This window comes from Microcella indica (genome assembly GCF_013414345.1).
Lineage (GTDB): Bacteria > Actinomycetota > Actinomycetes > Actinomycetales > Microbacteriaceae > Microcella > Microcella indica.
The window spans coordinates 2307690-2333483 of sequence record NZ_CP058670.1; the positions used below are offsets into that span (position 1 = coordinate 2307690).

28 protein-coding genes are annotated in these 25794 nt (G+C 69.3%); 11 read left to right on the forward strand and 17 right to left on the reverse strand.

What is annotated here, in order from left to right; genetic code table 11:
- Positions 1-8: 8 nt before the first annotated feature.
- On the forward strand, positions 9-419 hold the full coding sequence (locus HUJ41_RS11215) for a DUF1801 domain-containing protein (protein WP_179872619.1): 411 nt from the start codon (positions 9-11) through the stop codon (positions 417-419).
- 9 nt (positions 420-428) lie between these two features.
- Here HUJ41_RS11215 and HUJ41_RS11220 read toward each other — a convergent pair whose 3' ends face one another.
- From HUJ41_RS11220 to HUJ41_RS11230, 3 genes are read right to left on the reverse strand one after another with little or no spacing between them, the layout of a single operon-like run.
- Positions 429-1778 carry an FAD-dependent oxidoreductase gene (locus HUJ41_RS11220; protein WP_179872620.1) on the reverse strand — a complete coding sequence of 450 codons (1350 nt, stop codon included), beginning with the start codon at positions 1776-1778 and terminating at the stop codon, positions 429-431.
- Positions 1779-1833: 55 nt separating this feature from the next.
- Positions 1834-2898: a polyprenyl synthetase family protein gene (locus HUJ41_RS11225; protein ID WP_246299226.1), complete on the reverse strand. Its 1065-nt coding sequence runs from the start codon at positions 2896-2898 to the stop codon at positions 1834-1836.
- 31 nt (positions 2899-2929) lie between these two features.
- A complete protein-coding gene (locus HUJ41_RS11230) occupies positions 2930-3724 on the reverse strand; it encodes a class I SAM-dependent methyltransferase (RefSeq protein WP_224744474.1) in 795 nt (264 codons plus the stop codon).
- Positions 3725-3826: 102 nt separating this feature from the next.
- Between HUJ41_RS11230 and HUJ41_RS11235 the strand changes: the two genes are divergently transcribed.
- Positions 3827-5092: an isochorismate synthase gene (locus HUJ41_RS11235; protein ID WP_224744475.1), complete on the forward strand. Its 1266-nt coding sequence runs from the start codon at positions 3827-3829 to the stop codon at positions 5090-5092.
- Positions 5093-5095: 3 nt separating this feature from the next.
- Here the strand turns inward: HUJ41_RS11235 and HUJ41_RS11240 are convergent, their stop codons facing one another.
- From HUJ41_RS11240 to HUJ41_RS11250, 3 genes are read right to left on the reverse strand one after another with little or no spacing between them, the layout of a single operon-like run.
- Positions 5096-5920 (reverse strand): PPK2 family polyphosphate kinase, encoded by an 825-nt coding sequence (locus tag HUJ41_RS11240; protein WP_179872622.1) that lies wholly within the window; start codon positions 5918-5920, stop codon positions 5096-5098.
- Between the two features lie 31 nt (positions 5921-5951).
- Positions 5952-7652 (reverse strand): 2-succinyl-5-enolpyruvyl-6-hydroxy-3-cyclohexene-1-carboxylic-acid synthase, encoded by a 1701-nt coding sequence (menD, locus tag HUJ41_RS11245; RefSeq protein ID WP_179872623.1) that lies wholly within the window; start codon positions 7650-7652, stop codon positions 5952-5954.
- Positions 7624-7980, reverse strand: coding sequence for a PLDc N-terminal domain-containing protein (locus HUJ41_RS11250; protein ID WP_179872624.1), 357 nt, complete (start codon positions 7978-7980; stop codon positions 7624-7626). Before HUJ41_RS11250 ends, menD begins: the two co-directional genes overlap by 29 nt.
- A gap of 87 nt (positions 7981-8067) precedes the next feature.
- Between HUJ41_RS11250 and HUJ41_RS11255 the strand changes: the two genes are divergently transcribed.
- From HUJ41_RS11255 to HUJ41_RS11275, 5 genes are all read left to right on the forward strand, one after another.
- Positions 8068-8319, forward strand: a complete 252-nt coding sequence (locus tag HUJ41_RS11255) for a DUF4229 domain-containing protein (RefSeq protein ID WP_179872625.1) — start codon at positions 8068-8070, stop codon at positions 8317-8319.
- Between the two features lie 100 nt (positions 8320-8419).
- Positions 8420-8932, forward strand: coding sequence for a thioredoxin family protein (locus HUJ41_RS11260; protein WP_179872626.1), 513 nt, complete (start codon positions 8420-8422; stop codon positions 8930-8932).
- 9 nt (positions 8933-8941) lie between these two features.
- On the forward strand, positions 8942-9685 hold the full coding sequence (locus HUJ41_RS11265; RefSeq protein ID WP_179872627.1) for a cytochrome c biogenesis CcdA family protein: 744 nt from the start codon (positions 8942-8944) through the stop codon (positions 9683-9685).
- Between the two features lie 23 nt (positions 9686-9708).
- Entirely contained in the window at positions 9709-10575 is an 867-nt protein-coding gene (locus HUJ41_RS11270; RefSeq protein WP_179872628.1) for a response regulator transcription factor, read from the forward strand.
- The gene (locus tag HUJ41_RS11275; protein ID WP_179872629.1) at positions 10572-11726 is read left to right on the forward strand and encodes a sensor histidine kinase; all 1155 of its coding nucleotides are present in this window, start codon (positions 10572-10574) and stop codon (positions 11724-11726) included. Before HUJ41_RS11270 ends, HUJ41_RS11275 begins: the two co-directional genes overlap by 4 nt.
- Before the next feature lie 170 nt (positions 11727-11896).
- Here the strand turns inward: HUJ41_RS11275 and HUJ41_RS11280 are convergent, their stop codons facing one another.
- From HUJ41_RS11280 to HUJ41_RS11290, 3 genes are all read right to left on the reverse strand, one after another.
- Positions 11897-12892, reverse strand: a complete 996-nt coding sequence (locus tag HUJ41_RS11280) for a 1,4-dihydroxy-2-naphthoate polyprenyltransferase (protein WP_348531833.1) — start codon at positions 12890-12892, stop codon at positions 11897-11899.
- Between the two features lie 56 nt (positions 12893-12948).
- Positions 12949-14079, reverse strand: coding sequence for an AMP-binding protein (locus HUJ41_RS11285; protein WP_179872630.1), 1131 nt, complete (start codon positions 14077-14079; stop codon positions 12949-12951).
- Positions 14080-14243: 164 nt separating this feature from the next.
- A complete protein-coding gene (locus HUJ41_RS11290) occupies positions 14244-15158 on the reverse strand; it encodes a 1,4-dihydroxy-2-naphthoyl-CoA synthase (protein ID WP_179872631.1) in 915 nt (304 codons plus the stop codon).
- 40 nt (positions 15159-15198) lie between these two features.
- Between HUJ41_RS11290 and HUJ41_RS11295 the strand changes: the two genes are divergently transcribed.
- Positions 15199-16197: an o-succinylbenzoate synthase gene (locus tag HUJ41_RS11295; protein WP_179872632.1), complete on the forward strand. Its 999-nt coding sequence runs from the start codon at positions 15199-15201 to the stop codon at positions 16195-16197.
- 81 nt (positions 16198-16278) lie between these two features.
- Positions 16279-16881, forward strand: a complete 603-nt coding sequence (locus tag HUJ41_RS11300) for a hypothetical protein (RefSeq protein WP_179872633.1) — start codon at positions 16279-16281, stop codon at positions 16879-16881.
- Between the two features lie 160 nt (positions 16882-17041).
- Here HUJ41_RS11300 and ccsB read toward each other — a convergent pair whose 3' ends face one another.
- Entirely contained in the window at positions 17042-18001 is a 960-nt protein-coding gene (gene ccsB, locus HUJ41_RS11305; RefSeq protein ID WP_407941897.1) for a c-type cytochrome biogenesis protein CcsB, read from the reverse strand.
- Between the two features lie 106 nt (positions 18002-18107).
- Between ccsB and HUJ41_RS11310 the strand changes: the two genes are divergently transcribed.
- Positions 18108-18830, forward strand: a complete 723-nt coding sequence (locus tag HUJ41_RS11310) for a DsbA family protein (RefSeq protein ID WP_179872634.1) — start codon at positions 18108-18110, stop codon at positions 18828-18830.
- A gap of 47 nt (positions 18831-18877) precedes the next feature.
- Here HUJ41_RS11310 and lnt read toward each other — a convergent pair whose 3' ends face one another.
- From lnt to HUJ41_RS11345, 7 genes are all read right to left on the reverse strand, one after another.
- On the reverse strand, positions 18878-20434 hold the full coding sequence (gene lnt / locus HUJ41_RS11315) for an apolipoprotein N-acyltransferase (protein WP_246299227.1): 1557 nt from the start codon (positions 20432-20434) through the stop codon (positions 18878-18880).
- Complete coding sequence (locus HUJ41_RS11320; protein WP_179872635.1) at positions 20431-20814, reverse strand: DUF6804 family protein; 384 nt, start codon at positions 20812-20814, stop codon at positions 20431-20433. The genes lnt and HUJ41_RS11320 overlap by 4 nt, the downstream gene beginning before the upstream one ends.
- The gene (locus tag HUJ41_RS11325) at positions 20811-21809 is read right to left on the reverse strand and encodes a cytochrome c oxidase assembly protein (protein WP_224744477.1); all 999 of its coding nucleotides are present in this window, start codon (positions 21807-21809) and stop codon (positions 20811-20813) included. The genes HUJ41_RS11320 and HUJ41_RS11325 overlap by 4 nt, the downstream gene beginning before the upstream one ends.
- A 92-nt stretch (positions 21810-21901) precedes the next feature.
- Positions 21902-22555 (reverse strand): DsbA family protein, encoded by a 654-nt coding sequence (locus tag HUJ41_RS11330; protein WP_179872636.1) that lies wholly within the window; start codon positions 22553-22555, stop codon positions 21902-21904.
- Positions 22556-22681: 126 nt separating this feature from the next.
- On the reverse strand, positions 22682-23065 hold the full coding sequence (locus HUJ41_RS11335) for a hypothetical protein (protein ID WP_179872637.1): 384 nt from the start codon (positions 23063-23065) through the stop codon (positions 22682-22684).
- Positions 23066-23144: 79 nt separating this feature from the next.
- Positions 23145-23603, reverse strand: a complete 459-nt coding sequence (locus HUJ41_RS11340) for an ArsR/SmtB family transcription factor (protein WP_179872638.1) — start codon at positions 23601-23603, stop codon at positions 23145-23147.
- A 29-nt stretch (positions 23604-23632) separates the two neighbouring features.
- Complete coding sequence (locus HUJ41_RS11345; protein ID WP_179872639.1) at positions 23633-24532, reverse strand: cation diffusion facilitator family transporter; 900 nt, start codon at positions 24530-24532, stop codon at positions 23633-23635.
- A 581-nt stretch (positions 24533-25113) separates the two neighbouring features.
- Between HUJ41_RS11345 and HUJ41_RS11350 the strand changes: the two genes are divergently transcribed.
- On the forward strand, positions 25114-25722 hold the full coding sequence (locus HUJ41_RS11350) for a vitamin K epoxide reductase family protein (RefSeq protein WP_179872640.1): 609 nt from the start codon (positions 25114-25116) through the stop codon (positions 25720-25722).
- The last annotated feature ends 72 nt before the right edge of the window (positions 25723-25794 follow it).

Below are 25794 nucleotides of genomic sequence, written 5' to 3' on the forward strand. Positions count from 1 at the left end.
GTGCCCCCATGACGCAGAAGACCCTGCCGACCGATGTGCCCGTCGAGGAGTTCCTCGCGACGCTCGACGCTCGACGCAGCGCCGAGGGCGCCGAGCTCGTGGAGGTGTACCGCGCCGCCACGGGCGCGGAGCCCGTCATGTGGGGCCCGTCGATCGTGGGGTTCGGCCAGTACACCTATCGCTATGCGAGCGGGCACGATGGCGTCTGGCTGCGCACGGGGTTCTCTCCCCGCAAGGCCAAGCTCTCCCTGTACGGGCTCACCGAGCACCCCGACTCGCCCCCGCTGCTCGACCGCCTCGGGCCGCACACCGCCGCTGTCGCGTGCGTCTACGTCACGCGACTGTCGGTCATCGACCTGGACGTGCTGCGCGAGCTGGTCGCCCTCGGCTGGACGACGACCGCCGACTCCGCCGTCTGACGCGGATGCTCAGTCGCGGGAGATGCGGATCATCTCGTCGCGCGGCACGACCTTGATGCGCTCGCGGCCCTGCTTCTCGCCGAGCGACACCTCGTGGGCATCGAGACGGTGCCACCCGTCGAGGTTCGTGTACAGCACGCCGCGACCGTCGAGCAGATCGGTCACCGCCTGCTCGGCAGGCTCGGCGGGAGTCCACCACGAGCTCTGATCCTTCACCAGGTGCTGGATCGTCTCCATCGCGTCGCTTTTGGTGTGACCGATGAGCCCCACCGGGCCGCGCTTGATCCAGCCCGTTGCGTACACGCCCGGCAACTGGTCGTTGTCGTCGCCGAGCACCTGACCCTCGTGATTCGGGATCACGCCGTGACGCTCATCGAACGGGATGCCGTCGAGCGGCGACCCGAAGTAACCGACCGCGCGATACAGGGCCTGCACCTCGACCTCGCGGAACTCGCCCGTGCCGCGCACACCGCCCTGGCCGTCCGGCTCCGTGCGCTCGTACCGGAAGCCGCTCACCGCACCATCCGTCGTCAGCACCTCCACGGGGCGCGCGTAGAAGTGCAGGTGCAAGCGCCGAGACGCGCTTCCCGTCTCCCGGCTGCGCCACTGCGTGAAGATGCGGTCGATGACCGTCAGCTGCTTGTTCGACGTGATCGCGTCGCGCGAGGCCGGGTCGTGATCGAAGTCCTCCTCGTGCACGATCATGTCCACGTCGCGCAGCTCGCCGAGTTCTCGCAGCTCCAGGGGCGTGAACTTCACCTGCATCGGGCCGCGGCGCCCGAACACGTGCACATCCGTCACGGGTGATGCCTGGAGGCCCGCGTACACGTTCTCGGGCACCTCCGTCGGCAGCAGATCCTCCGGGTGCTTCGCGAGCATGCGCGCGACATCGAGCGCCACGTTGCCGTTGCCGACGACCGCCACCGACTGCGCCTCGAGCGGCCACTCGCGCGGAACATCAGGATGCCCGTCGTACCAGCTGACGAAGTCAGCGGCACCGTAGCTGCCGTGCGCGTCGATGCCGGGCAGCTCGAGTGGAGCATCCCGCACCGCGCCCGTCGAGAAGATGACCGCGTGATAATGCCGCTTGAGGTCGTCCAGCGTGATGTCGGCGCCGTACCGCACGTTGCCGAAGACGCGGATGTCACCCGAATCCAGCACCTCGCGCAGCGCATTGACGATGCCCTTGATGCGCGGGTGATCAGGGGCGACCCCGTAGCGCACGAGCCCGTACGGTGCGGGCAGCTGCTCGAACAGGTCGATCGAGACCTCGAACGCCCGATCGTGCTTGAGGAGGAGGTCGGCGGCGTAGATGCCGGCGGGGCCGGCGCCCACGATGGCGAGCCTGAGCTTGGTCATGTGAAGTAGAGCACTTTCTGGATCGGCGGAGGCGGCGGAGCCACGAGGATCGAGACTACTTGCTGCGGTCGACGACGGCTTCCGCGAACTTGGTGAGGGCCTTCGTGACCGGGCTCGGCGGCAAGGGCGCGAGCGCGGCGACGGCGTCATCCGCCCAGCGGCGCGCCTCGTCGAGCGTCTCCTCCGTCACGGGGTGGGCGCGCAGCTCGGCGATCGCCGCGGCGAGCTCCTCCTCGGTGCCACCAGCCACGACGTGCCGCTCGATGCGGTCCAGCAGGTCGGCGGCACTCGCGTCGCTCTGCGCAGCACGGCGCAAGTAGAGCAGAGGCAGGGTCGCGACGCCGCTGCGCAGGTCAGTGCCCTGCGCCTTGCCCGTCTCCGACTCCGGCTCGGCCAGGTCGATGACGTCGTCGATGAGCTGGAAGGCGACACCGATCTTCTCGCCGAAGACCACGACGGGCTCGGCGTACTCCTCCGGTGCTCCCGAGAAGATGACGCCCATCTGCGCCGCCGCGGAGATGAGCGACCCGGTCTTGTCGGCGAGCACCTGCAGGTAGTGGTCGATCGGGTCGTCCTCGAGACGCGGGCCCACCGTCTCGTGAAGCTGGCCGAGGCACAGGCGCTCGAAAGTGTCGGCCTGCAGCTTGATCGCGCCCTCGCCGAGGCTCGCGACGAGCTTGCTCGCACGTGCGAACAGCAGGTCGCCCGTGAGGATCGCCACCGAGTTGCCCCACACGCTCTGCGCGCTCGGAACCCCGCGGCGCATCTCCGCCTCGTCCATGACGTCGTCGTGGTAGAGCGACGCCAGGTGGGTGATCTCGATCGCCTGCGCTGCCGTGATGACCGCAGCGTTGTTGCCCTCGCCCAGCTGGGCGGTGAGGAGCGTCAGCACGGGGCGGATGCGCTTGCCCCCCGCCTCGAGCAGGTAGCGGGAGGCGACATCCGCCATGTCATCGGCGAAGCTCACCTCGCGCAGCAGGCCCGCCTCGACCTCCGCGAGGCCCTCCTCGATCGCGTCGGCGAAGCGCCGCTCCTCGCTCGAGGCGAAGAGCTTCTCGCCGAGGCCCAGCGACGCGCTGAGCGTCTTGCTGCGGCGGGCGAGGGGAGTGCCGTGGGTCACCGGATCTGCCGATCTGTCGAGAGGAAGGAGGCTACAGCGCCGTGAAGGACGAGGACGCGGCCGCATCGGTCGAGGTGCTCGACTCGGTCGAGCGCGCTCGGCGCTGAGCGACGGACGCGCGGATCGCCGCATTGGCCGGCTTGCGGCCACGATGCAGAGCGACGACGCCCGTCGTGAGGTTACGGTACGCGACTCGCGTGAATCCCGCACCGCGCAACCACTGGCTCAACCGGGTCTGGTCTGGCCAGTCCTTGATCGAGTCGAAGAGATAGCGGTACGCCTCGGGGTTCGAGCTTGCCGCACCCGCCACGAGAGGCATGACGTAGCGCAGGTAGGCGAAGTAGCCAGCGCGTACGACCCCGACGGGGGGCCGCGAGAACTCGCAGATCACGAGCCGCCCGCCCGGCTTGAGCACGCGGTACATCTCGGCGAGCGCCACCTGCGGGCGCTGCACGTTGCGCAGGCCGAAGCTGATCGTCACCGCATCGAACTCGTCATCACCGAACGGCAGCTTCTCGGCATCGCCCTGCACGAACTCGAGGCCCGGGTGCCGTCGTCGGCCCTCCTCGACCATGCCCTGCGAGAAGTCGAGGGCGATGACCTTCGCACCCGACTTGGAGAGAGCCGCAGCGCTCGTGCCCGTGCCCGCCGCGATGTCGAGGATGCGCTCCCCCGGCTGGGGGGCGACCGCCCGGCCCGTCGCCGCGCGCCACAGGCCCGCGTTGCCGACCGACAGCACGGCATTCGTGCGGTCGTATCGGCGCGCCACGCCGTCGAACATCGCCGCGACCTCGCGCGGCGTCTTCGTCAGGTCTGCCCTCGTCACACACCGAGTCTAGTGAGCGGTCGCCCGGGGTTGACCGTGAGCCGCCTGGGCAGGCGTCGAGTGCGCAACAGCAGCGCAGGAAGCGCAGAGTACGCTCGATCCGTGCCCTCCCCCGCTGCGCCCGCGGCGCATCCTGCCGCCACCGTGCTGCGAGTCGTCACCGAGATCGTGCCCGACCCCGGGCCGCTCCTGCCCTACGCGGAACCGGGCAGCCCTCTGCTCGCTCTGCGTCGCGGCGACGGCATCGTCGGCGTGGGAGAAGCGCTGCGGCTCGACTACCGGGGCCCCGACAGGATTGCCGACGCCGCCGCCCAGTGGCGCGCAGTGAGCGGCCTCGCTCACGTCGACGACCCGGTGCGCCGTCCCGGCACGGGACTCGTCGCGTTCGGCACCTTCGCCTTCGCCGACGACTCGGGCGCCACGAGCGCGCTCATCGTGCCCGAGCTCATCGTCGGCCGCCATGAGGGAGTCTCCTGGGTCACGCGCCTGAGCGTCGAGCAGGACGGCCTCGAACCCGTCTCCACTCCCCAGGCGCAGCCGATCGGCGAGCGCCCGCGCGCCACGCTCGCCGCCTCGAGCCTCAGCCGCGACGCCTTCATGGGCGTCGTCTCCGACGCCCTCACGCGCATCCGCGGCGGAGAGCTCGAGAAGGTCGTCATCGCCCGGGATGCGACCGCCCGCATTCCTGCCGACAGTGACCGTCGCGCGCTCGTCGACGAGCTCGCCCAGGCCTACCCCGACTGCCTCACCTTCGCCGTCGACGGCCTCTTCGGCGCGAGCCCCGAGACCCTCGTCAACGTGCACGCCCGCGAAGCGAGCGCGCGCGTGCTCGCGGGCAGCACCGCGCGAGGAGCCAACGCCGCCGACGACGCCGCCGCCGCCGCGACGCTCGCGACGAGCACGAAAGACCTCGACGAGCACGCCTTCGCCGTGCAGAGCGTGCTGCAGTCGCTGCGCCCCCATGCGCGCGCCGTCACGGCGAGCGAACTGCCCTTCACCCTCAAGCTGCCCAACCTCTGGCACCTCGCCACCGACGTCGCGATCGAGCTCGGCGAGCAGTCCAGCGCGCTCGACCTCGTCGCCGCGCTGCACCCCACCGCGGCCGTCGCGGGATCACCGACCGCCGACGCCCTCGCCCTCATCGCCGCGCTCGAACCCTTCGACCGCGGTCGCTACGCGGCACCCGTCGGTTGGATCGACCAGGACGGCGACGGCGAGTGGGTCATCGCACTGCGCTGCGCCACCGTCGACGCCGAAGGGCTGCTCACCGCGCATGCCGGTGCCGGCATCGTCGCCGACTCCGACCCCGAGGCCGAGCTCGCCGAGACGCGCATGAAGTTCCGGCCGATTGCCGACAGTCTGCGGTAGGGCTTACGAGTCGGCGAGACGCTGCTTCTCGAGCTCGACGTCGAAGTCGGCCGTCGGCCACTGCGGGTCGAGGTCGCGCAGAGCGGACAGCAGCAGGGTCTGCACCGCGAGCCGGGCATACCACTTGCGGTCGGCGGGCACGATGAACCAGGGCGCGTGGTCGGCATCCGTGCGCTGGATGGCGAGCTCGTAGGCGCGCTCGTACTCGGCCCAGAGCATCCGCTCATCGATGTCGCCCGGGTTGTACTTCCAGTGCTTGTCGGGGCGGTCCAGCCGCTCGGCGAGGCGCTCCTGCTGCTCATCCTTCGAGATGTGCAGCATGACCTTGACGATGCTCGTGCCGCTGTCGGCGACGCGGCGCTCGAACTCAGTGATGTCGTCGTAGCGCTGCTCGATCTCGTCGGCGGGAGCGAGCTCGCGCACGCGCCCGATGAGCACGTCCTCGTAGTGGGAGCGGTCGAAGACGCCGATCTTGCCGACGGCGGGCAGCTGCTTCTCGACGCGCCACAGGAAGTGGTGGCTGAGCTCCTCCTCAGTGGGGCGCTTGAACGCTGCCAGCTGAACACCCTGCGGGTCGACGGAGCCGATGACGTGGCGCACGATGCCGCCCTTGCCCGCCGTGTCCATGGCCTGGATGACGAGCAGCACGCGGCGCGTCTCACCGGCGGTGCTCGCGGCATGGAGCCGCTCCTGCAGGGTGCTCAGCTCGTCGACACCATCGGCGAGCGCCTTCTCACCGTCGGCCTTGTCACCGTCGAAGCCGGGAGTGGAGCGCGTGTCGATGTCGCGCAGTCGCACGTCGGCGGGGGCCCGCAGCAGTTCGTCCATGGCCCGAGGCTACCCGCCCGTCATTCGGCGGTCAGTCGCTCAGTGGCACGTCGACGAGGAGGCGGGGCTCGGGCGCAGTGAGGGCGTCATCGAGCTCGGCGCGCGTCGTCACCTTCCGGTAGGCCCACCCGCCGGCCGCGGCGAGCGCCGCGAGGTCGACGGCGTGGGGCGTGCGCATGACCCGCTCGAAGTCGTCGGCGGGCGCGGTCGCGGCCACTTCGAGCTCGTCGAAGATCGTGCCGCCGCCGTCGTTGCCGACGATGACGTGCAGCCGCAGATCGTCGGGCAGGGGGGCGAGCAGTGCGCCAGCGTCGTGGAGGAGGGCGAGGTCGCCGAGGAGCACGCGCGTCGTGCCGGGCGTCGCCGTCGTCTCGACGTCGGCGGCGCCGAGCGCCATGCCCGTCGCCGTCGACACCGTGCCGTCGATGCCCGCGAGCCCGCGGTTGGCGTGCACCGGAATCGCCTTGCCGGGCACGATCGCGTCGGCGACGCGGATGAGCCGGGATGCCGCCAGCACGAGTCGATCGTGCGGCCAGGTGGCCGCCCACACGGCGCGCACGAGCATCCGCCGGTCGACGGGTGCGCGCAGCACCGCCAGCTCGGCGGAGGCGAAGGCGGCGCGCACGCCTCGGTCGCTCGAGACGGCGAGCGAGAGGTCGGGAGCCGGGTCGCCGGGCTCCTGCGACTCGAGCACGGCGCGCGACATGCTCACCCAGCCACCGACCCAGCGCCGCACGACCGCGCGATCGGGGGCGCCCTGCACGCGCACCCCGTCCACGATGCGCGCGCGATGGCCGGGGTTGTACGCCTCGACGCCGGGGGTGCGCACGACGATCGTCTCGACGTCGCCGCGTTCCAGCAGGGCGGGCACCTCGCGACTGAGGGTCGGGTGGCCGAGAACGATCGCCCGGCCGACGGCCTCGCCGTGCGGCCCGCGCAGCACGTCGCGGTAGGCGACGACGAGGTGGCGGCCGAAGCGTGCGCCGCTCGATACTTCCGCGATGAGCGGAGCACCCAGATCGACGGCGAGCTGCTCGGCGGCCGGTCCGGCGCCGTGGCCTGCGATGACGACGGTCGCGTCGTCGGGCACGAGGTCGAGCGTCAGCCCCGGCTCGGTCGGCGGCGCGTCCTCCGCAGCGGCTGGGGCATCGATGCGGTCGGGCACGAGGATGCTCCCGCTCAACGGTTCGCGGTACGCGAGGTTGAGGTGCACAGGGCCCTCGGCGCTCGCCCTGACCGCGAGGGCGGCAAGGGTGCGAGCATCCTCGCGCTCACCGGGCGCGCCCGTCGGGGCGGGAGCATCCCAGTCGGCGCGCACGAGATCGCCGAAGATACCCGGCTGGACGGTCGTCTGATTGCTGCCGATGCCGCGCAGCTCGGCGGGACGGTCGGCGGTCAGCACGATGAGCGGAACGCCCGAGTGGTGGGCTTCGAGGACGGCAGGATGCAGGTTGGCGACCGCGGTGCCCGAGGTGCACACGATCGCGACCGGCCGGCCGGTCTGCACGGCGAGGCCGAGGGCGGTGAATCCGGCGACGCGCTCGTCGATGCGCACCGTGACGCGAAGGTGCCCTGCACGCGCGAAGGCGGCGGCGGCGAGAGCGAGGGCCTGCGAGCGCGAGCCGGGGCTCAGCACCACATCGGCGACCCCGTGCGCCACGAGGCCCTCGAGCAGGGCCGCCGCGGACGCCGAGGCCGGCGAGTCAGCGCTCAGCGGGGGGAGGGTTGTCATCGTCGAGATCGGCGAGCTCCTGCTCGAGACGGCGCAGGCGCTCGTCCTGCTCGGCACGGCGTGCCACCTCGTCGCGGCCGAGGGTACCGAGGAACGCCGGATCGTCGTCGGGAGCGACCGTGCGGCTCGTGCGGCCGGGGCCACGCCGCGCCTTGCCGACGATGAGCCACAGGATGCCGCCGAGCACGGGGAGGACGACCACGAGCACGGCCCACGCCGCCTTCGGCATCGCTCGGACGCGCCCACGGTCGGTGAGCAGGACGTCAACGAGCGTGTAGACCGTGAAGGCGACGGCCACCACCACGAGCACGACGATGACTCTGGGCATGCCCCTACTGTAGTCATCCGCACTGGGCGGCGCCCGAGAGCGGCCCGTGCGCAGCCTGCACCCTGGTCGCGCTCGTAGACTGGGAGCATGAGCCCCTGGATCGCCTACAGCCTCCTGCGGTTCGGACTGTTCGGCGGCGTCCTGGCGCTCCTTCTGCTCGCACAACTCGAGTGGTGGTGGGCGGCGATCCTCGCCACGATCATCGCGTTCACGGTCTCGTACATCTTCTTCCCCGGCCTGCGCCACGCGGTCGCCGCCGACCTCGCCGCCCGTCGCACGCGCGAGACGCCGGAGGACCCCGACGCCGACGCCGAGGACGCGGCGCTCGGGAATCGCTGACCGCGGCGCGCGGTACGGGTGCGGTTCGCGCGGCTGGCGGTAAGGGTTTCGTAAGCTCGCGCGCTGTCGGCTCGACCGGGCGGGCGCCTAGATTCTCCTCATGACCTCTCCCGCGCCCCTTCTGCGACTGGCTACCCTCGCGACCGCCCTGGCCCTCGTGGTCGCCGGCTGCACACCGGTCGACGATCCCACGGCCGACCCGTCGAGCACGGTGACTCCCGCGCCCGGCGCGAGCGAGCCGATGGACGACGACGGGGACGACGATGCTCCGGATGCCGGGGCCGGCTCGAGCGGGGACGCCGCGCAGGCAGGCGCCTACGTCGAGTACCGCGACGGCATCATCGAGGAGACCGCCGGCTCGAAGGCACTCTTCTTCCACGCGCCGTGGTGCCCGCAGTGCCGTGCGCTCGAGGAGAGCATCCTCTCGGGGGAGATTCCCGACGACCTGACGATCATCAAGGTCGACTTCGACACCGCGACGGGCCTGCGCCAGCAGTACGGCGTGACGATCCAGACGACGATCGTGTTCGTCGACGACGACGGCGCGGCGCTCGCGACCGAAGTGCTGTACTCCGACACGACCCTCGACGCCCTCGTGGCGGCGGCGCCCTAGGCTCGCGGCGTGGAAGGGCTCGCTCTCGTCAGCCTCGCCGCCGGCGTCCTCACCGTCGCGGCGCCGTGCGTGCTGCCGCTGCTGCCGATCATCATCGGCGGCTCGATCGTCGCCGACGACGCCGGCTCGACCCGGGCACGAGTGCGCCCCTACGTCATCGCGGGCTCGCTCGCGGTGAGCGTCATCGCCTTCACCCTGCTGCTGAAGGCGACGACGGCGCTGCTCGGCATTCCCACCCAGGTGTGGCAGATCGTCTCGGGCGTCATCGTCATCCTGCTCGGCATCAACCTGCTCGCGCCGAGCCTGTGGGAGCGAGTCTCGACGCGCCTCGGCCTCGGCGAGCGCAGCAACCGCGCGCTCGACGGCTCGGTGCAGCGGCAGAGCATCGGCGGCGACATCCTCACGGGGGCGGCGCTCGGGCCCGTCTTCTCCAGCTGCAGCCCCACCTACGCGCTCATCGTGGCGACCGTGCTGCCGGTCTCCTTCGCCGAGGGCGTGCTCTACGTCGCCCTGTACGCCGTCGGACTGGCGATTCCGCTGCTGCTCATCTCGCTCGCCGGCCGGGGGGCCGCACGCCGGCTGGGGTGGCTCGCGGACCCACGCGGCTGGTTCCGCCGCACGATGGGGGTGCTGTTCATCATCGTGGGTGTCGTCGTCATCGTCGGGGCCGACAAGGCTCTGCAGACCCTCATCCTCGACCTCGGCTGGTACAACCCCATCGCCGAGTTCGAAGGGGTGCTGCGGGGTGAGTGACCGTGGCGCCTGAGGCAGGGGGGATGGCGGAGCCGGGGGGCTCCGCAGGCGGGGTCGCGTCGTCGGGTCGCGACCCCGCCTCATCGGCGCTCAGCCGCCCGCTCGATGGTCGACGCGTGCTCGTGGTCGACGACGACCCGACGTTGCTCGAGATCGCCGCGACCTACTTGAGCGCGGCGGGCGCGACGGTGGCGACGGCGCCCGATTCGGTGCGCGCGTTGCGCTCTGCGGAGGAGTCGGAACCCGACCTCGTCGTGCTCGACCGCATGATCCCGGGGGTTGACGGGCTCGAAGTGGCGCGACGACTGCGGGAGCGCTCGACCGTGCCGATCATCATGCTCACGGCTCTCGGCGAGGCCGAGCACCGCATCGAGGGCCTCGAGGCCGGGGTCGACGACTATCTCGCGAAGCCGTTCTCGCCGCGCGAACTGGTGCTGCGCGCCGAGGCGCTCCTGCGCCGCTCGACCGCGAACCGGGAGGTGGACGGCGACGTGACCCTGGGGCGCCTGCACCTCGACGCCGCTGCTCGCACGATCAGTCTCGACGGCGCTCCGCTGGCCCTCACCGCCCGCGAGCACGACCTGCTCGCGCACCTCGTGCGCCGCCCCGGCCGCACACTGCGTCGCGACGAGCTGCTCGAAGAGGTCTGGGGCTGGACGATCGGCGACGTGTCAACGATCACTGTGCACGTGCGGCGATTGCGCGAGAAGGTCGAGCAGGACCCTTCGCACCCGCGCATCATCACGACCGTGTGGGGGGTCGGCTACCTGCTCGACCCGGCTGGCCTCGATCCGGCTGGCCCCGATCCTGCCGACCTCGATCCTGCCAACCTCGAGTCCGCGGGCCACGACCCTGCCCCGACCGACGCCGAGGGGGCTGAGTCGCCATGACGATCGCCGACTACGTGCAGGTTGTGGGCTTCGCGGCGGGCAGCGCCCTCGTCGCGGGGCTTCTCGCGGCCGTCGTGTTGCGGCTCGCGCGCCGGGCGCCCCTCGTCGTGCACGTCATCGTCATCGTCGCTGCCGCCGTCGGCGCCGTCGCCGGCGGCATCGCCCTTACCGCGGGCGGCATGTACATCAACGACTCCGACACGATGGTCGCCCTCTCGGTGACGGCGGCGAGCGGCGTCGTCTCCCTCGCGATGGCGCTCCTCCTCACCCTGGCGCTCTCGCGGGATGCCCGGGGCCTCGGCCGCGATGCCCGCCGGCTCGGGGCGGGCGACACCGTCGAGCCGGCACGCCGTGTGACGGCGGAGCTCGACGCCGTGCAGGGTGAGCTCGCGGAGTCGAGCGATCGGCTCGCGGCGGCGCGTACCGCGTCCGAGCGGGCGGAGGCGGCCCGGCGCGACCTCGTCGCCCGCATCGCGCACGACCTGCTCGCGCCTCTCGCGAGCATCCGCGCGATCGCCGAGACCCTTGAGGACGGCCTCTCGACCGAGCCGGAGCGGCACGCTCACCAGCTCGGGTCGCACGTGACGCGCCTGCACGCCCTCATCGGCGATCTCTTCGAGCTCTCGCGTATCGACGCCGGCACGCTCACACTCGCTCCCGAGACGGTCTCGCTCACCGACCTCGCCTCCGATGTCGTCGCCGACTTCGCACCCCTCGCGGCCCAACACGACGTGACTCTCGAGCTCTCGGCGACCGACGCGGTCACGGCCGTCGTAGATGCTCAGGCCTTCAGCCGCGCCCTCGTCAACGTGGTCGTCAACGCGATCGAGCACTCCCCCATCGGCGGTGTCGTCACGATCGCCGTCGACGAGCACGAGGGGGCGGGGCGCGTGCGCGTGCGCGACCGTGGGCCCGGCATCGCCGAGACCGACCTTCCCCATGTCTTCGACGCCGGATGGCGCGCCGACGCGGCGCGCACCTCCCCCCGCTTGGGCCTCGCCGGCGGCGCCGGACTCGGCCTCGCCATCACGCGCGCGATCCTCGAGGCGCACGGCGGCAGTGCGAGTGCCGCGCCTGCAGAACGAGATGCCACGGGCGGCGCTGACGGCGCCGCCGGCGCCGAGTTCACGCTGCTGCTGCCGCACCCCTGAGCCACGCGCTGGGCACCTCAGTGCCGACCCCACGAACACTGCCTGCCGTTGGCTTCCAGAATTGCGGAACTTTCTGAGCGCAGGTCACATAGTTCCGCAGTCCTGGAAGGTGCTCGGTGAGAGGTCGCCCGCAACGCGGGTCGAGCGAGACGCGTCCGCTCGCGAAGCCCTTAGAAGGCGATCGCCGCGGCCAACCCGAGCCCCGTGAGCAGCGCGGCGAGCGAGGTGAGCTTGAGCGCGAGCACGAGCTCCCCCGCCGTACGCGCGAGCAGCACGATGAGAATAACGGGGGCACTGATGAGGAGAGTGCCGTACACCGCGGGTGCCCACTGGAAGAGCAGGGCGAACGGCACGAGCACGCCGTACGCACTCGCGAGCAGCACCGAGAAGAGGATGCGGGCCGGTAGGTCGCCGAGCCGCACGGCGAGCGTGCGCTTGGCGACCAGCGCATCCTGCTCGCGATCGCGGATGTTGTTGACGAGCAGGATCGCCGCGGCGAAGAGACCCGCGATGATGCCGGCGAGCCACGCCTCGAGGGGCACCTGCTCGATCTGAACGAACGTCGTGCCCGCCGTGGCAACGAGGCCGAAGAACACGAAGGCGACGAGCTCGCCGAGCCCCGCGTAGCCGTACGGACGCTTGCCGCCCGTGTAGAACCAGGCGGCGATGAGCGCGACCGCCCCGACCGCGAGCAACCACCAGATGCCGGTCAGCACGACGACGGCGAGGCCCGCTGCCGCACCGAGGCCGAAGAACACGAGCGCGACGGTGAGCACCGTGCGGGGCTTCGCAGCCCCCGATCCCGTCAGCCGGCTCGGGCCGACCCGGTAACGGTCGGTGCCGCGCACACCGTCTGAGTAGTCGTTGGCGAAGTTCACCCCGACCTGCAGGAAGACCGCGACGGCGAGGCACAGCAGCGCGATCGCGAGGTTATAGCCGAGAGTGTTGTAGGCGATCGCGGTGCCGAGGGCGACGGGCGCGACGGCGAGGCTCAGGGTGCGCAGCCGGGCGCCGGCGATCCAGTCGCGCGCCGTCGCGGGACGCACCTTCGCCGGGTTGCCGGACGCCGCACTCGCCTTCGCAGGATTCGTGCGCGCGGGGCTCGTGCGCTTCGAGGGGGCGCGCTTCGCGGACTTCTTCTTCGTCTTCTTCGTCGGGGAGGCCACGGATGCGAGTGTAGCCGCGGCACGGGCGACCGGCGGAGCCGTGACGCGGGCGCGGCTCAGTCGACGAGGCGCGCGATCGTGAGCCGGTCGGGCTTGCCGCTCGGGAGCGTCGGCAGAGCATCCAGCACCCGGATGCGGTCGGGGCGCGCCTCGGGGCCCAGGGCGGCACCGACCGCGCGCCGCACCGCCGCGAGATCGGCCGGCCGCGTCGTGACGACGACGGGCACCTCGCCCCACTCAGGGTCGTGGCCGGGCACGACGACTGCGTCGTCGAGACCCGACTGCTCGCGCACAACGCGCTCCACCTCGCCCAGGCGCACCTTCAGACCGCCCGACACGATCGTGTCGTCGAGGCGGCCGAGCACCCGCAACGTGCCGTCATCGGCCAGCTCACCAGCGTCGTCGGTGCGGTACCAGCGCTCCCCGTCGTCCTCTATGAAGCAGCTCTCCGTGCGCGCCGGGTCGCCCAGGTAGTACTCGGCGATCGTGGGGCCCCCGAGCTCGACGCGGCCGTCGACGACGCGCACGTGGGTCTGGCCGATCGGGCGGCCGTCGTACACGCAGCCGCCGCTCGTCTCGCTCGAGCCGTAGGTGCGCGTGATGCGCCAGCCGAGCGCCGTCGCCCGCTCGACGAGCGGCGCGGGAGTCGCCTGGCCTCCGACGAGGATGCGCGAGAAACCGGCGAGCGCCTCGCGGAGGGGCGCATCCATCTCGGCGTCGTCGACGAGCCTCGCGAGCTGGGCCGGCACGAGCGCGGTGAAGCGCGTCGGCTGCGACATCTGCTCGATTGCGGCCAGCACGCGCGCGCCGCTCATGCGCCCCGGCGGCACCGGCACGGGCTCGATGTCGGCGGCGAGCGAACGGGCGAGCACGTTGATGCCCGCGATGTACTGCACGGGCAGGGCGAGCAGCCACTGGCCGGGGCCCCCGAGCGCGCTCTGGCTTGCCGCCGCACTCGCGAGCACGGCGTCGGCGCTCAGCGCGACGCGCTTCGGCCGGCCCGTCGTGCCGCTCGTCTCCACGACGACGGCGATGCGCTGCTCGACCTCGAGCGGAGCCGTGTGCACGGGGTTCACGCCCCCGCCGCGGAACAGCACCGCAGGCCCGTCGCCGCTCAGCGCCTCGCGCAGGGCGGCCCGGCACTGCAGCGGGTCAGCCGTATCGACGACGGCGAGCGGACGAGTCACGCGCCCACGCTACCCCGCGCCCTTGGCGCTCGCCCACGTGCGCCGCGTGTGCCACGCGCGCGACGTGTGCCAGATCTGGCGCGAAAGGGCGCACACCGCGTGGCCAAGCGCCCATCTGCGCCAGATCTGGCACAGGAAAGCGCTGCGCGCTGCGCGCGCAGCAGCTAGTACTGCCAGGGGTAGGGGCTCCAGTCGGGAGCGCGCTTCTCGAGGAAGGCGTCGCGGCCCTCGACGGCCTCGTCGGTGCCGTAGGCGAGCCGCGTGGCCTCGCCCGCGAAGAGCTGCTGGCCGACCATTCCGTCGTCGGTGAGGTTCATGGCGTACTTGAGCATGCGGATCGCTGTCGGGCTCTTCGTGAGGATCGTCTCGGCCCAGTCGAGCGCCTCCGCCTCGAGGGAGGCGTGCGGCACGACGGCGTTGACCGTTCCCATCTCGTAGGCGCGCTGCGCATCGTACTCGCGCGCGAGGAAGAAGATCTCGCGCGCGACCTTCTGGCCGACCTGCTTCGCGAGGTACGCGCTGCCGTAGCCGGCGTCGAACGAGCCGACGTCGGCGTCGGTCTGCTTGAAGCGCGCGTGCTCGGCACTCGCGAGGGTCAGGTCGCACACGACGTGCAGGGAGTGCCCGCCACCCGCGGCCCACCCGGGCACGACGGCGATGACGACCTTCGGCATGAAGCGGATGAGGCGCTGCACCTCCAAGATGTGCAGCCTCGACGCCCGCGCGCCGTCGACCGTGTCGGCAGTCTCGCCCTCGGCATACTGGTATCCGCCGCGCCCGCGAATGCGCTGGTCACCGCCCGAGCAGAACGCCCACCCGCCGTCCTTGGCGCTCGGCCCGTTGCCGGTCAGCAGCACGACGCCGACACGAGGGTTCTGCCGTGCGTCGTCGAGCGCCCGGTAGAGCTCGTCGACCGTGTGCGGGCGAAAGGCGTTGCGCACCTCCGGCCGGTCGAACGCGATGCGAGCGATGCGGCCGCTCGTGTCGAGGTGGTAGGTAACGTCGGTGAGGTCGTCGAACCCCGGCGCGACCAACCATCGTGCGGCGTCGAACAGTTCGGAGACGTGCGGCTCGGCCATGCCGCGAGCCTACCCGCGCGCACGATGCCAGACTGGGGCCATGGATGCTCTGCCCGAGCTCGACGACGTGCTGGGCCGCGCCCGCGTGGTGAGCGTGCCGCTCACCACGCGGTTCCGCGGCGTGCAGCACCGTGAGGCCGTGCTGCTCGACGGCCCGGCCGGCTGGAGCGAGTTCGCGCCCTTCCTCGAGTACTCAGATGCCGAAGCCAGCACGTGGCTCGCCGCGGCCCTCGACTTCGGGTGGCGCGAGTCGCGGGCTCCCGCGCTGCGGCAGAGCATCCCGGTCAACGCGACGCTACCTGCCGTGCCGCTCGCTCAGATCACGGGCGTCCTGAGCCGCTTCGGCGACTGCCGCACCGTGAAGATCAAGGTCGCCGAACCGGGCGAGAGTCTCGCCGACGACGTCGCACGCGTCCGCGAGACGCGGCGGCTGCTGGGCCCGTACGGGCGCATCCGCCTCGACGCGAACGGCGCGTGGAACCTCGACGAGGCCGAGCACGCCGTGCGCGAGCTCGAGCAGTTCGACCTCGAGTACGTCGAGCAGCCGTGCGGGAGCGTGCCCGAGTTGGCCGAGCTGCGACGGCGGATCCACCGCATCGACGTTCTCGTCGCGGCCGATGAGAGCGTACGCAAGGCCGCCGACCCGCTCGCCGTGGCGCGCGCCGACGCCGCTGACCTGCTCGTCATCAAGGCCGCCCCGCTCGGCGGCGTCGACCGGGCGCTGCGCATCGTCGCGGAGGCCGGGCTGCGGGCCGTGGTCTCGAGCGCGCTCGACACGAGCGTGGGTCTGTCGATGGGGGCGGCGCTCGCCGCGCGACTGCCGAGCCTCGACTTCGACTGCGGCCTCGGCACCGGGGCGCTGCTCGCCGACGACGTCGCCGACCCCCGCATCGTGCCCGTGGACGGCGCGCTCGGCGTGGGCCGGGCATCCCTCGACGAGGATGCTCTGACTCGCCTTGCCGCGCCCGCCGACCGCACCGCCTGGTGGCGCGAGCGCCTCACGCGGTGCCACGCCGTGCTCGCTACCGCGCCGCGGTAGGGCGAGTATTCCGGCCCCGAGAACGCGAAACACTCGCTACTCTCGTGTCACGACATCGGTTCACACCCCTGGAGGTTCGCCATGCGTCGAGCAGCAGTCGCCGTCACCGTCGCCGGAGTGATCGCGCTCGCGGGTTGCGGCGCCCCCTCCGGCGACCCCGAGCCCGACTCTGCAGACGACGCCGCGGTCGAGGAGCCGGCCACCCCGGAGGAGGGGCCGGTCGACCCGACAGATCCCGCGTGCCTCGTGGGCGACTGGCGTATCGCCGAAGACCAGATGCAGTCGTTCTACGACGCGCTCGCCGCCGACCTCGACGGCGTCTCCTTCGCCATCGACGGGAGCGTCGGGCTCTCGTTCACGGCAGACGAGTACCGCTACACCTCCGACTTCGTGCTCGATCTCACGATCGACGGCGCCGGCGAGGGTGAAGGCGTCGCGACGGGCGGCCTCGGCGGCACCTACACGGCGGAGGACGGCGTCATCACGACGACGCTCGTCGACAACGACCTCTCCGTCATCGTGACGGTGATGGGCCAGACCATCGACGGCTCTGACCTGGCGGGCGGCCTGCTGCTCTCCGACCCGATCAACGATGCGCCGTTCGACTGCTCGAGCGGCACGCCCGTGCTGCAGTTCGAGACCGGCTCGGGCCGCACGCCCGTCGCGCTCACACCGGCGAGCTGACGCCCGCGAGCTGAGCCCGACCCCGCGAGTCTGAGGGGCGACTACAGGCCGCACGGGCCCGGACTACCGCGGGGCACAGACTCCGCCGCGCCGACACTACTTTTACCGGGGTGGAGCCGGCGCGGCGGACCACCCGACCGCGCGCCCCTAGATAGCGCGCCTACAGCCCCGAGTACGAGTGCAGCCCGTTGAAGTACAGGTTGACGATCGAGTAGTTGAAGAGCACGGCGCCGAAGCCGACGATCGCGAGCCACGCCGAGCGGTTGCCCCGCCAGCCCCGCGTCGCGCGCGCATGGATGTAGCCGGCGAAGAGCGTCCAGATGATGAAGGTCCAGACCTCCTTGGTGTCCCAGCCCCAGTACCGACCCCAGGCGCGCTCGGCCCAGATGGCGCCGGCGATGAGCGTGAATGTCCAGAACACGAAGCCGACGACCGTCACCCGGTAGGCGAGCGATTCGAGAACGGATGCGCCGGGCAACGTGTCGAGGAAACGCAGGCCCGCACTCTCGCGGGCCTCACGCCGCGCCTGCATCAGCTGCATGATGGAGAGCCCGGCACCGATCGCGAAGAATGCGGTAGCCAGGGCAGCGACGAGAACATGGATGACGAGCCACGCCGACTGCAGTGCGGGCGGAGTGGGGACAACATCCACGTAAAAGTTGACGGTGACGATCCCCAGCGAGAGCACGACGAACCCCGTGATGTAGGCGCCAAGATAGCGGAGGTCTTTCCACAGTTGCACGGCGACGAAAGTACCCATCATGACGACGGTGGCGGTGAGACCAAACTCGAACATGTTCGTCCACGGCACGCGCTCCGCAGCGAAGCCGCGCGTGAGGACGGCGGCAGCGTGCAGCACGAACCCGAGGATCGAGAGGGCGAGGCCCGCTCGCTCGTACCTGGTTGCTCCGCCCGACTGGAGCGGAGCAACCGGACGTTCGAGGACGCTGGTCATGCTCGAGGAGTTCACAGCCGCCTGCTGCGCCCGCGCGGCTACCGGCTCGGCGCGCTGGGCAGACCTCTTGGCCAGATCGAGCGTGAAGAGGATGAAGGCGACCGTGTAGACGCCCATGGCCGAATACACGGCGACGAGGGAGTAGGCAACGAGATTGTCCATCACAACCTCATCGTACGATGTGCAGCTGTGAGGCGCCGCCTCGCCGCTGCTCCTCGATCAGGGGCCTCCGGCCCATACATCTCCTAGCTGCCCTCTCTATGCTGAGGGCATGCCCCGAAAAACTCGGCCCGTGAAGTCCGCCCGCCGCAAGAAGTCGCCCGTGTCGCCGCGCGCCGCACAACTCATCGCGGTCGGCGTGGCGCTCGCCCTCATCGCGATCATCGTCGCGATCGTCGTTTCGAGTCTCAACCGGGCGGAGCCGCAAGCATTGCCGACAGTTGCGCCGAGCGACGCAGGCGAACTGTTGCGGGAGAACCCGCACCTGCTCTCGGACGTGGCGCCGCAGGACGCGGATGCTGTGCTCGTCGAGTTCGTCGACTTCCAATGCCCCGCCTGCTCTGCGGCGAGCCCCATCGTTCAGCAAGTGGCCGACGAGTACGGCGACCGCCTCGCCGTCGTCGTGCGCAATCTACCGCTCACTAGCATTCACCCGCACGCTGTGGAAGCTGCGGTTGCCGCCGAGGCCGCTGCCGCACAAGGGGAATTCGCGGCGATGTACAAGGAGTTGTTTGCGACGCAGCAGGAGTGGAGTTCGGCTCGCGGCGATCAGTCCGACACGTTCCGTGACCTGGCCGAACAGCTCGGCCTTGACATGGACGAGTACGACCGCGTCGTCGACGACCCAGCGACGCGAGAGCGAATTGCACTCGACCAGGCAGACGCCTTCGCGCTCGGGGCAACAGGCACCCCGAGCTTTTTCCTCGACGGCGAACTCGTTCAGCTCAACTCCTTTGACGACCTGCGTGCGGCTGTCGATTCCGCGCTCCAGTAGAGCGCAATGAGTCGAAAGGCGTCGTCGCGACGCGCCTGACACATCGCTCACGCCCTTTCGCGCATCGCCATCGATTCGGCTCGTCGTCGCGCAGAGCCGTTGCTCGACCATGCCATGAGGAGGACGCCGACGCCGAGACCGGCCGCGGCGAGCTCGAACCATCCGCCGGCGGCTGCAGCAGGCGTCAGACCCTCGAAAAGCTCGACCTCCGCGACGATGCTCCCTGGTTCGTGCCAGGGAAGCTGAGCCAGTGTGCGCCCGTCAGGGCCGATGATGGCCGTGAGGCCGACGGTCGAAACATTGACCACCGTGCGCCCCAGCTCGATAGCGCGAGCCCGAGCAATGGCCAACTGTTGCGCGCTCTGGTCGGTGCGACCGAAGTCGGCATTGTTGGAGGCCGAGAAGATGACCTGCGCGCCCTCCAGGACCGAGTCTCGGAGCACGACATCGTCTGCAATGTCGAAGCAGATATTGATACCCGTGGGCACTCCATCGACGGTGAAGACGGCATCGGCCGACCCCGGCGTGTAGTCCCGCGCTACCAGGTCGATGAGATCGGGAGCAAACGGTCGCCAGAATTCACGATCCGGCACGTACTCGCCGAAGGGAACGGGGTGACGCTTGTCGTAGAAGTCGACTGCTCCCGAGCCTTGCTGCCACAGAATCTGCGTGTTGTAGGTGAGTCCTCCACGCTCGGTGACAGCCCAGCCGATCAGCGGAGCGCCCGCTTGCCGCGATACCCGATCGAATGCGGCAGCGGTTCGTGCGTCGTCGAGCGGGCTGCGGTCCGTCGAGCCTTCCGGCCAGAGGATCACATCCAGATCGCGATCCAGCACGGGAAGCGTCGCCTCGTACTGCGCGGCCAAGAGCGCGCCGTCGTCGCGGTCATCGAAGTATCCCGCCGGTCCGTTCCCCTGAATCGCGGCGACGCGCATGCTGCCGGTGGACGACATCGGCCATGTCGGTAGGGCGACGAGCACCGCGGCCAGGAGCGCTGGTACCACCGCGTCACCCCAGCGGGCAGGCGAGAACGAGCGCAACATCTCGACGACGAGCGCCACGAGCGACACCATGAGGAAGCTCACTCCCGACAGCCCGACCCACGAGAGCAGATCGCTGAACGGGCTCTCCGACTGCGACATGGCGAGCCGTCCCCAGGAGAAACCGCCATACGGCCACGTGCTGGCAACCATCTCGCGAAGAACCCACAAACCGGCGATTGTGGGAGGCACCAGGTACCGCGCATGACGGTTCGCACCAGACGCCGGAAGCCATCTATACGCGAGAGAGATCAGTAGACACCCGAGCGCGAACAGTGCCGCCTGCAGGGCGACGAGAGCCCCCATCGGTAATGGGCCGAGGAAGAGCGATGCCCATTGAATCAACGCGAGGTAGAAGGACGCGCCCGCCACGAAGCCCACGAGCAGCGCGCTAGCCGCGCTCCGTCCGGTGAGGGCAACAAGCAGCAGCCCGACCCCGAAGAATGGTAGGGGCCACACACCACGATCCGGGAAGCCCGCATCCAGAAGGAGCCCAGCTCCTGCAGCAAGCGGAAGAGCGAGCCACAAGGGAATCGCTTCGCCGCGGTCATGGACACCCATCATGGTGCGCCGCGGGTACCCTCCCCTGACGCCGCCCGAGGGGTGACTTTGAGCAGAACAGCGACGATGAGAAAGCCGAGGGCCGCGAGATACTGAGCGGCGAACCCCCAGAGACCGTCGAAAGCGAATGGGAAGACGGGGTTCCACAGCACGGCGATGACCAGCGGGATCGGCAACCACCACCAGTGTCGAACCTCGACGGCGAACCACGCGATGATGAGCGCCAAGACCGCCAGCACGTACCGAATGGGCATGAACGTCTCGGTGCCGACGAGCGGCAGGCCTGCCAGCGCGACGGCGGCGGCGAGAACCCCAGGAGCGAGAGCCGGACGCCGGAACTCCCGTGGACCGGGATGATCGGTTCGCGTGCGCGGCCTGGTCATGTGGGGCTCTCCTCATTGTTCGATGATCGTTGCCTCGCCGTCGGGGCCTGGTCGTCGCGCTGTCGCAATCGATCGAGGTACGCGTTGTAGGCCTCGAGTTCAGGCGCACCGTACCGGTCTGCCTTGAGGTCGGCGGCGGCGGCTCGCGAGGTGTCATAGCGATGCCAACGGTGCAGGATGTAGAGCAGGATGAGAACGGTGGGCGCCTCGCCGTATGACCACGCCAGGCCACCCGCGACGCCCTGGTCCGCCAAGGGATCGATGCCGAGTGCGGGTGGCGGGGTGGAGAAGTAGTCAACGATGAGCGATGGGCTCATCATGATGAACACTCCGAAGAACGCATGCAGGGCCACCTCGGCCGCTAGATCGAGAGCTCTGGCCGGGTAGGACATTCGAATGGGAAGTGGGTCGCTGCTCAGGATTGGAATCGTAAACAGTACGCCTGCGGCGAGGAAGCCGAGCTCGAGACTGACGTGCCCCCCGGGAGTCGAGAGAATCGGGTCGGCGAAATCCGCGAGGTAAAGCCCATAGAAGGAGAAGAGGAAGAGGGGCACAGTCACGACGGGGTGCAGGAGCCATCTGCCGAGTCGGCTTCGGAGACCGCTCAATGCGAGGCGCAGGACGCCGCGCCCCCAGCCACGATGCGGCGTCGCCCGAAGCAAGAGCGTCCCCGGGGAGCCGAGCACCAGCAGGGGCGGGATCAGCATCATGAGGGTCAGCTGCTGGAACATGAACACGGAGAACATCACATAGCCGTAGCCTTCGACTCCCAATCCGGTGACGAGGACGATCGACAGGCACCCCAGCAAGAAGACGACAGTCCTGCCCACCGACCAGTGGCGCCCCGTCGCCCACAGTCGTGCAGCACCGACGACGTAGAGTGCGGCGAGCGACAGCCCGACGAGCGGCAGAATCGGTAGCGGCTGCGGATCGAACGCCAGAAATTGCTCGAGGCTCGGCGGAGCATCGGGCAAGTTCACCCAGTTTTCAGTCACGTCTGATGTTCCTCGTGCGTTCGGCGGCTAGCGTCGCGGCTTGTTTTCCTCGGGTTTCCAGTAGCGCGGTCGACGTTTCGTCAGAGACGCTCTCATCCGTTGAGTTCCGCTTCGATGGCATTCTGGAGGTCGTCAAAGGAGTCCATTTGAACCATCTGGTCATTGACGAAAAAGGTAGGGGTCGAGGAGACTCCCAGCGAAACTCCCTCGTCGTAGTCTGACTTGACTCGTTGAAGGGTGGCAGGGTCGGCGATCGCCGCGTCATAGTCGGCCATATCGAGTCCTATCTCCTCGGCAAACTGTCGGAAGAGCGGGGCACGTGACTCCTGCGCCTCACCCCACTCCGACTGAGTCTGGAACAGACGGCTGTACATCGCCTCCAGCTGCCCCTGTTGTGCGGCGGCTTCCACGGCGACTGCAGCGTTCCTCGAGTTGTAGTGGCTGGGAAGCGGAAAATACCGAATCGCGAAGGTCACCTCTCCGGCATATGCGGCGCGGAGGCCCTCCACGACCGGGTAGAAGGCACCACAGGCCTCGCACTCGAAGTCGAGGAACTCGACTACCGTCACCGCGTCTTCTCCCGCGTCTTGCAAGATGTGGCTGTCCTCAGACAGCGCAGGGGCGGGGGTCGGCGCCGCAACAGGGCCTGGCTGCTGGTTCTGCGCTATGGCCACGAGAATGAACGCGACCACCGCGATCACGATCACGCCCCCCGAGATGATGGCGACTCTGACGTTTGAGTTCATATTTGTTCTCCTCTAAAGATGGTGGAGCACGTGTGCGGGCGCACACGGCATTTGCCGTCGCGGCAATGAGATGAGAGTGCGATGGCGCGGGCTCAGCGACCGCTGAAGCTCAGACGGGGCCGGATCCTACGTGCGATTCACGCACAGAGCCGCGAGTTCGGGTCGGAGCCAGCCGATGATCCTCCGAGGCGCGGACGATGCGGTGGGCCCAAGGGCCCTGTCACCGGTCGATGATAAGCACAGTACGACTCGTCCGAACCACGCGCGAACGCCCAGGATGAACAGGCCCGCCAGGCAACCGACAATCACGGTCATGCCACCTGCCACGAGATACGCGGCTTCGTTTTCGTCAGACGCGTCGGCCGTGTCGACATGCGCCCCGAGCTCGGTCAAGAGCAGCGCCTGACCACTGTCGGATGACAAGGATCGCTCGACAGGGCCATGAGTCGCTTGCGAGTGATGGGCGACAAGGATCGCCGCGGCGATGAGGAGGAGTGTGACGATCGCCATTCCTACTTTCGCGGTTGTGGCGTGATGCCGAGGCGCAGCGTCGACTCCGCAATCTCGGCGCCACGAGACCTGCGTCATGCTAGAGGTCACCACTCTCGATCGTCCGACGCGCGCCGTCGGATCGCGCACCGAGCTGGTCGTCGTGCTCATCCTCGGGGTGCAGGAGCACTAGGTGTCCCACGTGCTCCAGCCCCAACTCGAGGAGCACGCGTACGTGCGAATCGGCCAGGGCGTAGTACGCGTGGCGACCCTCTCGCTTGACTCCGACCACGCGGTGGGCGCGGAGCAGGCGGAGGGCATGCGACACCGAGGATTCGCTCGCGTCTACGACGCGAGCGATATCGTGCACGGCCATGGGGCCCGGCAACAGGGCGATCAGTATGCGTACCCGCCCGGGATCACCGAGAAGGCGGAATATGTCGGCCAAGTCGGAAACATGCGGCGTGTGTGGCATCTTTGCCCGCACCTGCTCAGCGTGATCGGAATGATCGGATCCGGGCGGCACCTCGCGGTGCCGCCTCGAGCCGATGTCCTCCATGGTTCTGATGATACCCCGCACTCCTTCGCTCACACGGCCCGAGGGGGCTCCTCGAACGCCATCGGTTCGCACTGAATAGTCGGGTGGTCGATGCTGTACTCGTCCCGCAAGACAATCAGCACCTCGTCGAGGACGCCGTGGTAGTCGTGCTCCGGGGACACAACGATGTGTCCGCTCGCAGCTTCCAATCCTGATGTCACTGTCCAGACATGGAGATCGTGGACATCGACCACCCCGTCTATGGAGAGTATCGCCGCGCGCAAGTCGCGAAGGTCGATATGTGGCGGCGCCACTTCCAGAAGGATCCTGAGCGCTTGCCTGCTCAGCCTCCATGTGCGCGGCAGGATGAAGAGCCCGATAGAGACACCGATAATCGGATCCGCATAGGCCCATCCGGTGGTGAGCAACACGACGGCCGCGGCGATGACCCCGACCGATCCGAGCAGATCCGCCAAGATCTCGAGGTATGCTCCCCGGATGTTGAGGCTTTCCCGAGACCCAGCCATCAGGAGACGGAAACTCACGATATTGATGAGCAGCCCGATGGTCGACACGACCAAGAGCGGCACTCCAGGCACGTCAGGCGGCTCGCTGAAACGTTGGATCGCTTCGACGATGACGTATCCAGCTACGCCGAAGAGCAGAACACCGTTGGCGAGCGCCGCGAGCACCTCCAGCCGGTAGAGCCCAAACGTGCGCTGGAGGGTGGCCGGGCGATTCGCCAGGGTGATGGCCGCGAGAGCCATCCCGAGCCCGATCACATCCGTCGCCATGTGCGCAGCATCAGAGATCAATGCGAGTGAATTCACGGCGATTCCGACCACGAACTCGACCACCATGTAGCTCGCCGTCAACGAGAAAGCGATAATCAGAGGTCGACGGTGTCTACCGCCGGCCGTCAGAGGTGCGTGAGAGTGCCCGGACCCCACTAGGCGGCCGAACTACCGGTTTTTTTGATCATATGAACATGATGTCAGACATTCTTGTGACAGACAAGCCCGCACGCCTGGATGGGTGGCGACCGTAGCGCAGTTCAGGCGAGCGCTGGCGCGAGGGTGTAGCTGGGCGCTGGCCGTTCCGCGAGCCAGTCTCGGCCTTGTCGCGTGGCGCGGTGTCGGTTGCGGACGCTACGTCACCAGGAGCTTGCGTCGCAGTCACGGGTGTTTGCCGTGTCGACACGGGAAGGCCCCACGCACTCAAGGGCGCGAGCGAGCGGCCAGGCCGATCGTCCGAGTCGGTGCCACCGAGACGTCGCGGCCATCGCGGCATGCCACTTGCTACTGCAGAAGGGCTCCCTCCGTCGTCGCTCCTGGACAACTCAGGAGGGACTGCGGGCCGTGACCACGGGTCAGCTCGAGCAAAACAACCCCCTCCGACGCCGGTGGATCGCTCAGGGTAGGTTGATTCGGGTCGCGTTCGCGACCATCATGAGTACGCCGTCCGCTCAGGTAGCGTGGCTCCAGACCCCCCCCATTGCGAGCCGCAGACTCGCATGTCATGAAAGGCGAGCATGACCCATGAACGAGCGGATACTGCAGCCAGCCGGTCGCCGGTCACGCTCGCGATCGTCCTGCTTGCCTCGGGGCTGATCGGATGGTTTGCCTCTGCTGCCCTGCTGGTGGAGCGGATCCGTAGCCTGCAGAACCCGACCGTATCGCTCAGTTGCGACGTCAGTCCGTTCGTAACGTGCGGCGCTCTTTTCGACCGCTGGCAGGCATCTCTGCTGGGCTTCCCGAACCCGATTCTGGGTGTCGCGGGCTTCGTTGCGCCAATCGTCGTCGCCGCGGGCCTGCTCGCGGGAGCGCGCTTCAGCGCCTGGTACTGGCAAGTATTCACAGCCGGTGTTCTCGGGGCGTGGATATTTGTCACGTGGCTCTTTGCACAGAGCGTTTTCGTGATCGGGGTGCTGTGCCCGTACTGCATGGTCGTCTGGGCAGTCACGATTCCTCTGTGGTGGTTCCTGGTGTCATGGGCGTTGCGTAGCGGCGCTCTGTTCGGGACCAGGGCACGGCGGTTCGGCGAGTGGTTCTTCCCATTCGCGTGGGTCGCGATGCTGGCGAATTACGCTGTGATCGTGATATCCATTCTGGTGAAATTTCCGTTTCTGTTGAGCGGGTAGCAGCCCGGTACTGTCCGCCTGGTCGCACTGCGCGACTCGTGTGATTCGGCCTGGGTTTAGTGCCGTCCTCTG